The organism is Psychroserpens sp., assembly GCF_045105015.1.
Classification (GTDB): Bacteria; Bacteroidota; Bacteroidia; order Flavobacteriales; family Flavobacteriaceae; genus Psychroserpens.
The window spans coordinates 1-13,125 of the sequence record NZ_JBGCCX010000016.1; the positions used below are offsets into that span (position 1 = coordinate 1).

Here is a 13,125-nt window from a genome sequence, read left to right on the forward strand (position 1 = left end):
ATAGTTTTAAATTATGCTCATAACAATCAACCAATGGCACATCTATGGGGAGCAAACTTTAGTGAAGCCATTCTAATAAGTAGGTATAATTACAAACGATGGTTTGCTGATGCTAAACTTATTTTTGGAAAACGTGGTTTCGATTTTAATAATGGTACTGATTTCGGCAATTATGGAGGAGATATTTATAGAACTGAAGATGATCGTATTGCTAACTCAGGAATAACTGTTGGACAAGGAAATACCACTGATGTGTTTCAAGCTGATATCATGGCAGGATATATCATAAATCCAGTAAGTAATTTAAGATTGTTTGCCAATGCAACTTACAGGAATTATAACCCAGAAGCCAACACAGCAGCAGCATTTAATACCAATACGTCTTGGTTTAACATTGGCGTTAGAACTGATTTATTTAACTGGTATAATGATTTCTAAATTTCGCCGTTACTATCCTTTTAAGCTTTTATAAAAGGTTCTTCTAATTTTTTCTGAATTGATAAAACCGGATCCGTAATTTAAATCATCGAATGATTTTGTTAATGCTTCATTCTTTGCAACATCTTCTTCAGTCTTACCTGCATATATTTCAATTTCTATAGCATCTCTTAAAGTTTCTAACATATTCAAAAAAGTTTCATACTCTTCTTTATTTGATAGACTACCATGGCCTGGAATGATTTTGGTAGTATCATTTATGGTTTTCAATCCAAGTTTAACAGCTTTAATGTAACCATCAACACTTCCACCTGAATCTAAATCTATAAACGGATAACGTTCTTTAAAATAAGTATCTCCTGTATGGAGTACATTACTTTTAGTGAAATATAGTAAAGCATCGCCGTCTGTATGCGCATGTTCTGCATGGAATACAGCTATTTTTTCTCCATTAATATGAATATTTAATTCGTCATTAAATGTAATTATTGGTAATGCTTCTTTGGGTTGTATTGAATTATCCCGCTTTTGAGGAGTTTCTAGTCGATGTCTAACATTGTCATGAGCAATAATTGTAGCACCAAGTTTTTGCATATTTTGATTTCCACCAGTATGATCACCATGATGATGAGTGTTAACTAAAAATTTAATCTCTTTGTCACTTAAAGTCTTAATTGCTGCTTCTATTTTTTTTGTTAGAGGTGCAAATTGATCATCTATTATAAAAATACCGTCATCTCCAATTGAAACGCCAATATTACCACCTGCTCCTTTAAGCATGTAGACATGGTCTGAAATTTGAATAGTTTCAATTTCTACACCATCAAAACGCTGTGCATTTAGCATGTTTCCTGTAAAAAGAGATGTTAAAATAGACAATAAAATAAAACGTAGCATAATAAAAATGTTTTAACATGAGTCTTGTAAAGATACCAAAACTTACAAGCGCTTAATTAAAAGTGAATTACTTTTAATTAGCATTGCTCAAAAGCTTTTTTCAGAGTATCTTTGCAAGCGCAATAAAATCACTTGTAGTGACAACATTAAAAACATCGGCTTCTAAGACATCCATCATCTCTGATTTTAAAGAAATCACTAAGGTAAGGTTGTCTGTAAGTGTCGTTTTTTCAGCAATTGCAGGATATTTGCTTGGTGCTGTTGAATTAGATTTATATACGCTAATCTTATTGGCTTTTGGTGGTTATTTTATGGTTGGAGCTTCAAATGCATACAATCAAATCATTGAAAAAGATTTAGATGCGTTAATGGATCGTACAAAAAATAGACCAGTTCCCGCTGGACGAATGTCCGTAAGAACTGCCTTTATTATCGCAACAGTGTTTACTATTGCAGGCATTGCAACCTTATATGTGATTAATCCTAGGACTGCAATGTATGGTGCCATATCTATCTTTTTATACACTTGTGTTTACACACCTTTAAAAACTAAAACACCTCTAGCTGTATTTGTTGGAGCTATACCTGGAGCAATTCCTTTTATGTTAGGATGGGTTGCTGCACGAAATGACTTTGGTATTGAACCAGGCACACTATTCGCATTACAATTTTTTTGGCAGTTTCCTCATTTTTGGGCTATTGGATGGTTCTTATTTGATGACTATAAAAAAGGGGGTTTTTTTATGTTGCCTACTGGAAAAAGAGATAAAGGTACAGCTGTTCAAACCATTATGTATACCATTTGGACCATTTTAATTTCTATAGTTCCAGTATTTGGTGTTACTGGAGATTTGAAATTATCTATTGTTGCAGCAGTAATAGTTTTTGCACTTGGTTTAGTCATGCTTTATTATGCGTTTGAATTGTTTAAAAAGAGAACAGCTAAAGCAGCAAAACAACTAATGCTGTCTAGTGTATCATACATTACATTACTGCAAATAGTTTACGTAGTTGATAAGTTTATAAGATAAATATGGATTTAACTGAAGGTACAATACAAGAGAAAAATGACAGAGCAAAACGAATGATGCTTTGGTTTGGAATAATTTCACTAATTATGTCTTTTGCTGGGCTAACAAGTGCTGTATTAGTAAGTAGAAAGCGTGAAGATTGGTTACATGATTTTGAAATGCCTACTGCATTTTTAATTAGTTGTGTACTAATTATTATAAGTAGTTTGACATTTGTTTTAGCAAAAAAAGCTTTAAAAAATGGAAATAGAAGCTTAACAACATTAATGCTTTTAGCTACATTCGCTTTAGGAATTGCATTTATTTGTTGTCAGTTTTATGGGTTTGGTCAAATTGTATCTTTAGGTTACAATTTCACTGGTCCAACCAGTAATGTTACAATGAGTTTTATTTATGTGATTGCTTTTGTTCATATTTTGCATGTGGTCGCAGGTCTTATTTCATTGTTGGTCGTAATTTATAATCATTTTAAACAAAAATATAACGCAACAGAAATGCTAGGTATGAACCTGTCAGCTACGTTTTGGCATTTTATAGATATACTGTGGCTGTTCTTGTTTTTATTTTTATCATATTTAGTATAATTTTTTTCCGTTTTTTATCGCCTAAAAGGCTATAACTAGTCTAGTATTGGGCTATGTTGTCAATTTTTAGAAGCTGATGTTTTTTTAGATAGATAAATTGATTATTTTTGTGCAACTTTTAACAACTAAACGCTTTATATGGATACTACAGTAGCAAATACTGGTACAGAAGGCAAAACTTGGGGTGGAGGAAATCAACCCTTGAAAGCTAGTTATGGTAAGATGATGATGTGGTTCTTTATCGTATCTGATGCCTTAACATTCTCAGGATTTTTAGCAGCTTACGGATTTTCAAGATTTAAGTTTATTGGTTCATGGCCAATAGCAGATGAAGTGTTCACGCACGTTCCGTTTTTTCATGGAAACTATCCAATGATTTATGTTGCTTTCATGACATTTGTTTTAATTATGTCATCAGTAACTATGGTTCTTGCCGTAGACGCTGGGCATCACATGAAGAAGTCCAAAGTAACATTTTACATGTTTTTAACCATTATTGGTGGTTTAATATTCGTTGGATCTCAGGCTTGGGAATGGGCAACATTTATTCAAGGTGATTATGGTGCAGTGCAAACAAAAGGAGGAAATATTCTTCAGTTTGGACAATATGAAACTGTTGATGGAAAAGAAGTCTTTAAGAGAGTAGCAGTTAGCGATATTGCTATCGATGCTCATGGTGAAAGAGTTCAGCATGAACGTAAAAGTGGACTTTGGTTCGTTAGTGAAGGGACATTACCTGCCTATACTGTAAATGAAGTTTACAACGGTTTAGAAGCAAATCCAAATGTGTTAGTTAGAACACAAACTATAAATGAAGATGGTCACAAAACAATATTGTCAAGAGATGAATCTTTAAAGCAAATCAAAAATAACGGAAGACTTGTTGTTGAAGGCGCTAACTTACACGTTAACGAGTATGGAACATCACTATTTGCTGATTTCTTTTTCTTTATTACAGGATTTCACGGATTTCACGTATTTTCTGGGGTTGTAATTAATATTATAATATTTTTCAACGTAATCTTAGGAACTTATGAAAGAAGAGGAAGTTATGAGATGGTTGAAAAAGTTGGATTATACTGGCACTTTGTAGATTTGGTTTGGGTATTCGTATTCACATTCTTCTACTTAGTCTAATATCGAATAATTGTATTTAAAATGGCACACGCACACAAATTAGAAATATTAAGAGGTTTAGTAAAGTTTAAATCAAACACTCAAAAAATTTGGGGAGTTTTAATATTACTTTCCATAATAACAGCTGTTGAAGTTGTTTTGGGTATCTACAAGCCAGAATCTTTAATGACTCAAGTGTTAAGTATGAAACTCCTAAACTGGATTTTCATCATATTAACAATCGTAAAAGCATATTATATCACTTGGGATTTTATGCACATGAGAGATGAAACAAAAGCATTACGTAGAATGGTTGTGTGGACAGCAGTTTTCTTGATTTGCTATCTTATATTCATCCTTTTACAAGAAGGAGGTTACATTGAAGGTGTTTACTCAAATGGATTTGTAAAAAGAGATTTTTAACATGTTATAATTAACATAAAGTATATAAAAAGACGGTTTATTTAAACCGTCTTTTTTATTTTTGCAAAACAAATCAAACACAATAAGCTATGAAGAAAATGCCATTAAAAACGATACTAGTTTTGTGTGTTTTATTTTTTTTACCTGTCTTATTTTTATTGTTTTTATATCCTTCTACACATAATTATAATCCTCTGGATATTGTTAATGATAAAGTAAGTGAACTACAGTTTTTTTCATCTGATTCTGATACTGACATACAACTTAAAGACCACATAACTGTTTTAGGTTTTCTAGGAGATGATCCAGTAGATCATGTAATTGCTGCTTCAAATTTAAAAGAGCTAGTGTATGATAAATTTAAAGGCTTCAAGAAATTTCAAATAGTGATTGTTCTTCCTAGAGGATCAGAAGCAAAAGCATCTCAACTTCAGAAAGAGATAAATAATTACGACGATATGCGTTTTTGGCATTACATCTTCGGAGAAGCAAATGATATTAAAGCTCTTTTCAGTAGCTTAAAATATGAAGAGTCTCTTGATGAAAGTTTGTTTACGGATCATATTTTTATTGTTGACAAAGACTTAGCGCAACGTGGTAGAACAGACGACAGAGAAGATAAAGAAAAGGAAAAAAATCAAGCAATTTACCCTTTGTATTCTTACGATTGTATCGAAGTTGCTGAGGTTAAAAATAAAATGAGCGATGATCTCAGAATTTTGTTCACTGAATATCGTCAAAAACGTAAAGGAAAGTTTGACTCCTCCTCTAGACGTGCTGAAGACTTAAATGCTAACGACAAATAAATTATTATGAGTACTAAAAAAACCAATTATTCATTTATAGGAATTGCATTTATTATTTTGGTTTTTGGAATTATTTTTGTACCAAAAATCATAGACAGAATCAAAGGCGACGATGTCATTAGAACAGAAAGTAGAAGCATGAGTTTATCAACAAGTACAGAAGAATTTGTGTCTGATTTAATGTTTTTAAAAATTAACGGAGAACCAAAAAAAGTACCAGAATTTTCCTTTGTGAATCAGAATGGGGAAACAATTTCAAACAAAGATTATGAAGGTAAAGTCTATGTCGTAGAATTTTTCTTTATAACCTGCCCAACTATTTGTCCTAGAATGAATAGAAACCTAGTTCAAATTCAAAACACATTTTCAGAATTTAAAGATTTTGGTGTTGCATCATTCACGATTAATCCAGATTATGACTCCCAAGAGGTCTTAAAAAATTATGCAGATAATTATGGTGTTTCAAATCCGAATTGGCATCTAATGACAGGTGACAAGGATGTCATTTATGAATTGGCTAATGTTGGTTTTAATATCTATGCTGGTGAAAACCCTAACGTTGAAGGTGGTTTTGAACATTCGGGTAATTTTGCTTTAATTGATAAAAACGGATTTATTCGATCTCGAAAAGATAACTTCGGAAACCCTAAAATTTTCTATAAAGGCATCATCAGTGAAGAAGAAAAACAAGACGAAGATGGTGAAACAGAAGAGATAAGTATGCTTAAAGAAGATATTGCTAAACTTTTAAAAGAAGAATAATTAAGTCATGAATACAACTGAAAATAATTCAGAAGAAAAAAAATATAATAAATGGATTGTAATACTAGCAATAATAATTCCATTGGTTGTTGCAATACTATCAAGATTGAAATTACAAGATTTTGGTGTTGCAGTTGAACCATTAACCTTTTTACCTCCTATTTATGCCACAATTAATGGTTTAACCGCACTAATTTTGATAATTGCAGTCATTGCAATTAAGAATAAAAATCGAAAACTTCATGAACGATTAATGAAATTTGCTATTCTCCTATCTGTTAGTTTTTTGATCATGTATGTCGCTTATCATATGACTAGTGATTCTACTAAATTTGGAGGTGAAGGCGTAGTTAAATACATCTACTATTTTATTTTACTGACCCATATTTTATTGTCAATAATCATAATACCATTTGTGCTAATTACTTATGTTAGGGCTATTACCAATAATTTCGAACGACATAAAAAAATAGCTAAAATCACATTTCCATTATGGTTGTATGTCGCTATTACTGGTGTAATTGTATACTTGATGATTTCACCTTATTATGTTTAAATTATGAATAAGAAGTTTATCTTTTCGCTTTTTTCTTTTCTATATGTTTTAATAGTAAATGCGCAATGCGCTATGTGCAGAGCTGTCTTGGAAAGCGAAGAAGGACAATCAACTGCAGAAGGTGTAAATGATGGTATTATGTACCTTATGGCAGTTCCTTATATTCTCGTGGCTAGCGTAGGTCTAATAATCTATTGGAAATTCTTTAGAAAGAAAACAGAAATAAAATAGAAAAAATAGCGTTTCTAGTGTAACATTTCTAAAATTTAGAAGTCTTATAAATATCAATCAAAAATCAATTCTTAACAAATAGTTGGGATAATCCATTTAAGGATTATTGTAATTTTGTTAAGAACTAACCACCTCCACTATGATACAAATCAAAGATTTACACAAATCTTATCACATGGGAAGCAACTCGCTTCATGTTTTAAAAGGAATTAACTTTGATGTAAAAGAAGGTGAATTGGTATCCATAATGGGGTCTTCAGGATCTGGAAAATCTACGCTCCTTAATATCTTGGGAATGTTAGATGAAGCAGATACAGGAAGTTATATTCTTGATAATGTTCCAATAAAAGGCTTAAATGAAAAAATAGCAGCTAAATATAGAAACGAATTCCTTGGTTTTATTTTTCAATCTTTTAATCTTATTAACTACAAAAGTGCATTAGATAATGTGTCTATGCCTCTATATTACAAAGGGATAAAAAGAAAAGAACGTACTGAAAGAGCGATGCACTATCTTGAAAAAGTAGGACTTGCACAATGGTCTCATCATTTACCAAGTGAGTTGTCTGGTGGTCAAAAACAGCGTGTTGCTATAGCAAGAGCGTTAGCAAGTGATCCAAAAGTGCTATTGGCAGATGAGCCAACTGGCGCTCTAGATACTAAAACATCATATGAGGTTATGGAGCTTATTCAGGGCATTAACGATGAAGGTAAAACAATACTAGTAGTAACGCATGAACATGATATTGCGCAAATGACAAAGCGTATTGTAAATCTTAAAGACGGTATTATTATTGACGACAGCAAGGTAGAACAAGTTAGAGCTTCATCAAATGTTTGATATAGAACGTTGGCAAGAAATATTTGAAACATTGCGTAAAAATAAATTGCGTACGTTTTTAACTGGACTTTCAGTAGCTTCAGGAATATTTATATTGGTTATACTTCTAGGTTTTAGTAAAGGACTCGAAAATGGGGTCAAGTCTGAATTCGAACAAGATGCTACCAATTTAATTACAGTTTGGACTGGAGTTACTACAAAAGGTTATAAAGGCTTAAATCCTGGCCGATACATTCAAATGAAGAATGAGAATTTCGATTTTATATCAAAGAAATATGAAAATAATATTGAATACGAAACAGCATTATATTCAATTTGGGGAGCTGAAATCGCCTATAAAAATGAAACTGTAAGATACCAAGTTAGAGGTGCAATGCCTGATCATCAATTTATTGAAAATGCTGAAATGGAAGTTGGACGTTTTGTAAATCAAGCAGATTTAGAAGATACCAGAAAAGTTGCTGTTATTGGTCGAAGATTAAGACAAGATTTATTCAAGGACGAAGATCCAATCAATAAAAGTATTTCTATTTATGGGATGAATTTCAAAGTCATTGGTGTTTTTATAGACCCAGGAGGAGAGCGAGAAGAGCAACAAGCATATATTCCTTTGTCTACATCTCAAAAAGTATTTGGTGCAGGAGACGATATTAGGAATATATTATTTACAGTTAAAATGTCTGATAATTTTGATGAAGCTGTTGCCTTATCTAAGCAGATGTCTGATGCTGTTGAAAGTGAATTAAAATTGATGCATACCGTGTCTCCTGATGATACGAGTGCTGTTAGAGTATTTAATACTTTAGAAGAAGCCAAACAAATATATTCTCTCATTGCTACAATTCAGGCTGTATTTTGGTTTGTAGGAATTGGTACAATAATCGCCGGAATTGTTGGTGTTGGAAATATTATGCTCATAATAGTTAAAGAACGAACTAAAGAAATAGGAATTCGAAAAGCTCTAGGAGCATTACCATCATCTATTATTGGTATGATTTTACAAGAAGCTGTTTTTGTAACCATGTTTGCAGGTTTATTTGGTTTAATTTTTGGCCTGGGCTTATTAGAATTAGTAGGTCCTCAAATAGAAAGTGATTTTTTAAAATATCCTCAAGTTAATTTCAATATAGCACTAACAACTGTATTTTTATTGGTGTTCGCAGGAGCCGTTGCTGGATTCATTCCTGCATATAGAGCCGCTAAAATTAAACCTATTGTAGCACTAAGAGACGAATAAGATGTTTAGTAGAGACCGTTGGAACGAAATATTAGAAGCCTTAAACGCTAACAAGTTTAGAACCTTGCTAACAGCTTTTGGTGTCTTTTGGGGAATTACAATTTTAGTGTTGCTGTTAGCCTTAACTAATGGATTGAAAAATGGAGTGATGTCTGATTTTGGAGACTTTGCAACTAACTCAATGTTTATGTGGACCCAAGGTACATCTAAGCCATACAAAGGGTTGCCAAAAGGACGATGGTTTAGTTATAAAATTGATGATGTTGCTGCCATAAAAAATGAGGTTTCTAATCTTAAATACGTGTCTCCTAGAAATCAACTTGGTGGTTTTCGAGGAAATAATAATGTGATAAGAGGGACCAAAACTGGAGCGTTTGAAATATATGGCGATTATCCTGAGTATATAAAACAACAGCCAATGGATATTCTTCAAGGCCGTTTTGTGAGTTATTCTGATATTGAAGCTAAACGTAAAATATGTGTTGTAGGAACAGGTGTTGTTAAAGGACTATATGACAAAGATGAAGAAGTTCTAGGAAGTTATATAAAAATTAATGGTGTTAATTTTTTGGTCGTTGGTACTTTTAAGATGAGTAATAGTAGAGGTGATGGCGAGCAAGATGCTAACACCATTTATATGCCATTTACAACTTTCGGTCAGGCATTTAACAGAGGTGATCGTGTTGGTTGGATGGCAATTACGGCAGTTGATGGTGTTCCAATTACAAGTATAAAAAAGCAGGTGTTCGAACTGATGAAATCGAGACACAAAATACATCCTGAAGATGACAGAGCAATCGGCCACTTTGATTTATCTGAACAATTTGAACGAGTCAATGGTCTGTTTTCTATATTAACTGTTGTAGGTTATTTTGTTGGTGCATTAGTACTGATGTCTGGCATTATTGGAATCAGTAATATCATGCTCATAGTAGTAAAAGAGCGTACAAAAGAAATAGGTATTAGGCGTGCTCTTGGTGCATCTCCATGGACCGTTAAGTCTCAAATTTTGCAAGAAAGTTTAATTTTAACGATTTTATCAGGTATGGTAGGTATTTCATTTGCTGCACTTGTGATTTGGATCATGAATACTATTTTAGATAGTGCTGGTCCTGTAGATAACTTTGCAAACCCGAGTGTAAGTATGCAAGTGGTATTTACCGCTTTAATTATATTAGTAGTTTCAGGAGTTTTAGCGGGATTAATTCCTGCTAATAGCGCCACAAAAATGAAACCAGTAGACGCATTAAGAATAGAATAAATAATCATCAAAAATGAAACCGACATTATATAAATAAAAAACATATTTTAAATCAGTTTGTTTATATATTCAAAGGTTAAATGTGACCATCAAGAGAAAAATAAAACACTAACACATGAAAAGAACAAAAACCGTCATCTTATTGTTATTAATTGTTGTTGTATTTACAGCAGCATTATATTACTTATGGCAAAAAAACCAAGAAGATCCAATTACTTATACTTCTGAAAGTCCTAGTGAACAAACCATAATGGTTAAAACTGTAGCTACCGGAAGTATTGTTCCAAAAGAGGAAGTTTTAATCAAGCCTAATATTTCTGGAGTTATTGAAGAAGTATTTATTGAAGCAGGTGAATATGTAAAACAAGGCGATTTAATTGCTCAAATTAGAGTCATTCCTAATGTGTCGACTTTAACCAGTGCTAAAAACAATATTGCATCCAATAGAAATTCATTGCAAACAGCAGAAATCAATTTTAAAACTCAAAAAGCTATTTTTGATCGTCAAAAGGCGCTGTTTGAAAAAGGTGTTATTTCTGCAAATCAATTTGATGAAGTTAATAATACTTTTTTGCAAGCAAAACAACGAGTAGAACAAGCTAGAATTGACGTGACTCAATCTCGTCAAAATTATGATATCATAAAAACAGGAACAACATCTGGATTAGGAAATATTGCGCAAACGCAAGTGAGGGCTACTGTAGAAGGAATGGTTTTAGATGTTCCTGTAAAAGCAGGAAACCAAGTTATAGAAGCTAATAATTTTAATGAAGGAACTTCAATTGCTTCATTAGCAGATGTTAAGAAAATGATTTTTGAAGGCAAAGTTGATGAAAGTGAAGTTGGAAAAATAAAAGAAGGCTTACCACTTGAAATTACGGTTGGTGCTATTGAAGATCAAAAATTTGATGCGGTTTTAGATTACATAGCACCAAAAGGTGTTGAAGAAAACGGAGCTATTCAGTTTGCTATAAAAGGTTCATTGAAGAAAATGGATTCTACGTTTATTAGAGCAGGCTTAAGTGCAAATGCCTCTATCATTCTAGAAAAAGCTGAAAAAGTACTTGCGATAAAGGAAGCTTTAGTACAATACGATGATGAAACCAAAAAGCCATATGTTGAAGTAGAAGTTGGAGATCAAAAATTTGAACGTAAAGACCTAGAATTAGGGATTAGTGATGGTATTTATGTTGAGGTTAAAAGTGGTATAACCAAAGACGACAAAATTAAAGTTTGGAATCAAGTTCAAGGTTTTCAACAATTCGCTGGGCAATAATTTTAACATTTAGTGTAACACTTAACGATTTATCTAGACATATAAGACATTATGAAAAAATCAATCATCATAGCATTACTTCTTTGTGGTATTATAGGGTATTCACAAGAAAAAAAATGGACATTATTAGAATGCGTCAATCACGCTTTAGAAAATAATATTTCTATTGAGCAATCAGAATTAGATGTAGACTTAGCTGACATTAATAAAAGTCAATCTCTAAGTAATTTTCTGCCAACTCTTAATGCAAATGGTTCTTATGGTATTAATACAGGTGCTAATATTAATCCAGCAACCAATCAATTTGAAAATAATACCTTTAGATCTGCTTCAGGTGCAATCAACTCAGGTGTCAATATCTTTAGTGGATTAGCCAATTGGAAAACGCTTCAACGTGCTAAAATCAATAAAATAGCTGCTGAATATCGTTTAGATAAAATGAAAGATGATATTTCGTTATTTGTTGCGAATTCTTTTTTACAAATTTTATTTAACCGAGAACAACTTAAAGTATTAGTTGCTCAAAATGCAGTTACTAAAGAAAATATAGGTAATACCGAACAATTAGTAGAAGCTGGTGTGCTTCCTCAAGGTGATTTATTGGAATTGAAAGCTACTGACGCTACACAATTACAGCAAATTATTGCTGCAGAAAATGCTTTATTTATTTCCAAATTAGGATTAGCTCAAACCTTACAATTAGAAGACTATGAAATATTTGATATTTCGGATGAAGATTATGGGTTAATCGCCAGTGAAATTTTAGATAAAAGACCAACTGAAATTGTTGAAAAAGCTAAAGAAGAAGTAAATGATGTAAAAATAGCTCAAACTAATTTTGAACTTGCAGAAAAGGATTTAGAGCTTGCAAGAACAAGTTACTATCCAACGTTATCTGGGTTTTTAGGATATAATACCAGATGGGCGAGTACTCAAGTAAATCCATTTACTGGAGAAGACATTTCTTTCGTTGATCAATTATATTTATTTGATGGTACATCCGTTGGAATTCAATTAAATGTCCCTATCTTTAATAGGTTTACAACACGTAATAACGTAAAGCGTAATAAAGTTGAAGTTGAACGCTCAAAATTTTTATTAGAACAAGCTAAAATTGATTTAGAATCTACTGTATATCAGGCTTATAATGATGCGAAAAATTCAAAAAAATCATATGAAGCAGCTTTACAAACTGAAGAAGCTCGTAAATTAGCTTTTGAGTATGCAAAAGAACGTTACGATGTTGGCTTATCAAATGCTTTTGATTTTAACCAGTCTCGTACTGCATTTGAAAATGCACAATCTGATGTTATAAGAACAAAATATGATTATATATTTAAAATCAAGGTGCTAGAATTTTATTTTGGACTACCGATAACCGACTTAAATTAACATAAAATGAGTAAAACAGTAAAAATTAGCCTTCTTGTTATTGGACTTCTTATAGTTGCCTTGGTGCTAGGTAAATCTATGGGATGGTTTGGTAAAAAAGGTAATTTTAAAGAAGTAGACATAAAAAAAGTTGCTTTGGTTGATATTGTGGAAACCGTCTCAGCAACAGGTAAAATACAGCCTGAAGTTGAAGTTAAAATATCAAGTGAAGTATCTGGAGAAATTTTAGACCTACCATTTAAGGAAGGTCAGCAGGTGAAAAAAGGAGATTTAC

The 13,125-nt window shown here is 32.2% G+C and carries 15 protein-coding genes and 1 pseudogene; 15 read left to right on the forward strand and 1 reads right to left on the reverse strand.

Going from position 1 to position 13,125, the window contains the following annotated elements; genetic code table 11:
* Window positions 1-438 (forward strand): annotated as a pseudogene (locus AB8B90_RS01200) (gliding motility protein RemB); the annotation flags it as partial.
* Window positions 439-450: 12 nt separating this feature from the next.
* On the opposite strand, the gene AB8B90_RS01205 reads toward AB8B90_RS01200, so the two are convergent.
* A complete protein-coding gene (locus AB8B90_RS01205) occupies window positions 451-1,335 on the reverse strand; it encodes an MBL fold metallo-hydrolase (RefSeq protein ID WP_405332853.1) in 885 nt (294 codons plus the stop codon).
* A gap of 137 nt (window positions 1,336-1,472) precedes the next feature.
* Between AB8B90_RS01205 and cyoE the strand changes: the two genes are divergently transcribed.
* The 14 genes from cyoE to AB8B90_RS01275 all read left to right on the forward strand — a co-directional run.
* The gene (gene cyoE / locus AB8B90_RS01210; RefSeq protein ID WP_405332855.1) at window positions 1,473-2,366 is read left to right on the forward strand and encodes a heme o synthase; all 894 of its coding nucleotides are present in this window, start codon (window positions 1,473-1,475) and stop codon (window positions 2,364-2,366) included.
* Between the two features lie 2 nt (window positions 2,367-2,368).
* A complete protein-coding gene (locus AB8B90_RS01215; protein WP_405332857.1) occupies window positions 2,369-2,950 on the forward strand; it encodes a heme-copper oxidase subunit III in 582 nt (193 codons plus the stop codon).
* 138 nt (window positions 2,951-3,088) lie between these two features.
* Window positions 3,089-4,087, forward strand: a complete 999-nt coding sequence (locus AB8B90_RS01220; RefSeq protein ID WP_405332859.1) for a cytochrome c oxidase subunit 3 — start codon at window positions 3,089-3,091, stop codon at window positions 4,085-4,087.
* A 21-nt stretch (window positions 4,088-4,108) separates the two neighbouring features.
* A complete protein-coding gene (locus AB8B90_RS01225; RefSeq protein ID WP_405332861.1) occupies window positions 4,109-4,489 on the forward strand; it encodes a cytochrome C oxidase subunit IV family protein in 381 nt (126 codons plus the stop codon).
* Between the two features lie 89 nt (window positions 4,490-4,578).
* Window positions 4,579-5,295, forward strand: a complete 717-nt coding sequence (locus AB8B90_RS01230) for a hypothetical protein (RefSeq protein ID WP_405332863.1) — start codon at window positions 4,579-4,581, stop codon at window positions 5,293-5,295.
* Window positions 5,296-5,301: 6 nt separating this feature from the next.
* Window positions 5,302-6,057: an SCO family protein gene (locus AB8B90_RS01235; protein WP_405332865.1), complete on the forward strand. Its 756-nt coding sequence runs from the start codon at window positions 5,302-5,304 to the stop codon at window positions 6,055-6,057.
* Between the two features lie 7 nt (window positions 6,058-6,064).
* Window positions 6,065-6,613 carry a DUF420 domain-containing protein gene (locus tag AB8B90_RS01240; protein WP_405332867.1) on the forward strand — a complete coding sequence of 183 codons (549 nt, stop codon included), beginning with the start codon at window positions 6,065-6,067 and terminating at the stop codon, window positions 6,611-6,613.
* Window positions 6,614-6,685: 72 nt separating this feature from the next.
* Window positions 6,686-6,844 carry a hypothetical protein gene (locus AB8B90_RS01245; RefSeq protein WP_405332869.1) on the forward strand — a complete coding sequence of 53 codons (159 nt, stop codon included), beginning with the start codon at window positions 6,686-6,688 and terminating at the stop codon, window positions 6,842-6,844.
* Between the two features lie 139 nt (window positions 6,845-6,983).
* On the forward strand, window positions 6,984-7,685 hold the full coding sequence (locus AB8B90_RS01250; RefSeq protein WP_405332871.1) for an ABC transporter ATP-binding protein: 702 nt from the start codon (window positions 6,984-6,986) through the stop codon (window positions 7,683-7,685).
* Entirely contained in the window at window positions 7,678-8,922 is a 1,245-nt protein-coding gene (locus AB8B90_RS01255) for an ABC transporter permease (protein ID WP_405332872.1), read from the forward strand. Before AB8B90_RS01250 ends, AB8B90_RS01255 begins: the two co-directional genes overlap by 8 nt.
* 1 nt (window position 8,923) lies before the next feature.
* Entirely contained in the window at window positions 8,924-10,183 is a 1,260-nt protein-coding gene (locus AB8B90_RS01260) for an ABC transporter permease (protein WP_405332874.1), read from the forward strand.
* 115 nt (window positions 10,184-10,298) lie between these two features.
* Window positions 10,299-11,459, forward strand: coding sequence for an efflux RND transporter periplasmic adaptor subunit (locus AB8B90_RS01265; RefSeq protein WP_405332876.1), 1,161 nt, complete (start codon window positions 10,299-10,301; stop codon window positions 11,457-11,459).
* A 51-nt stretch (window positions 11,460-11,510) separates the two neighbouring features.
* A complete protein-coding gene (locus AB8B90_RS01270; RefSeq protein WP_405332878.1) occupies window positions 11,511-12,851 on the forward strand; it encodes a TolC family protein in 1,341 nt (446 codons plus the stop codon).
* A gap of 6 nt (window positions 12,852-12,857) precedes the next feature.
* On the forward strand, window positions 12,858-13,125 hold a 268-nt coding region (locus AB8B90_RS01275; RefSeq protein WP_405332880.1), incomplete at its 3' end, for a biotin/lipoyl-binding protein.

Excerpts from the sequence above, each read along its gene's own strand:
- AB8B90_RS01205 (WP_405332853.1), bottom strand. The coding sequence starts at position 1,335 with ATGCTACGTTTTATTTTATTGTCTATTTTAACATCTCTTTTTACAGGA.
- AB8B90_RS01215 (WP_405332857.1), top strand. The coding sequence starts at position 2,369 with ATGGATTTAACTGAAGGTACAATACAAGAGAAAAATGACAGAGCAAAA.
- AB8B90_RS01220 (WP_405332859.1), top strand. The coding sequence starts at position 3,089 with ATGGATACTACAGTAGCAAATACTGGTACAGAAGGCAAAACTTGGGGT.
- AB8B90_RS01225 (WP_405332861.1), top strand. The coding sequence starts at position 4,109 with ATGGCACACGCACACAAATTAGAAATATTAAGAGGTTTAGTAAAGTTT.
- AB8B90_RS01230 (WP_405332863.1), top strand. The coding sequence starts at position 4,579 with ATGAAGAAAATGCCATTAAAAACGATACTAGTTTTGTGTGTTTTATTT.
- AB8B90_RS01235 (WP_405332865.1), top strand. The coding sequence starts at position 5,302 with ATGAGTACTAAAAAAACCAATTATTCATTTATAGGAATTGCATTTATT.
- AB8B90_RS01240 (WP_405332867.1), top strand. The coding sequence starts at position 6,065 with ATGAATACAACTGAAAATAATTCAGAAGAAAAAAAATATAATAAATGG.
- AB8B90_RS01245 (WP_405332869.1), top strand. The coding sequence starts at position 6,686 with ATGTGCAGAGCTGTCTTGGAAAGCGAAGAAGGACAATCAACTGCAGAA.
- AB8B90_RS01250 (WP_405332871.1), top strand. The coding sequence starts at position 6,984 with ATGATACAAATCAAAGATTTACACAAATCTTATCACATGGGAAGCAAC.
- AB8B90_RS01255 (WP_405332872.1), top strand. The coding sequence starts at position 7,678 with ATGTTTGATATAGAACGTTGGCAAGAAATATTTGAAACATTGCGTAAA.
- AB8B90_RS01260 (WP_405332874.1), top strand. The coding sequence starts at position 8,924 with ATGTTTAGTAGAGACCGTTGGAACGAAATATTAGAAGCCTTAAACGCT.
- AB8B90_RS01265 (WP_405332876.1), top strand. The coding sequence starts at position 10,299 with ATGAAAAGAACAAAAACCGTCATCTTATTGTTATTAATTGTTGTTGTA.
- AB8B90_RS01270 (WP_405332878.1), top strand. The coding sequence starts at position 11,511 with ATGAAAAAATCAATCATCATAGCATTACTTCTTTGTGGTATTATAGGG.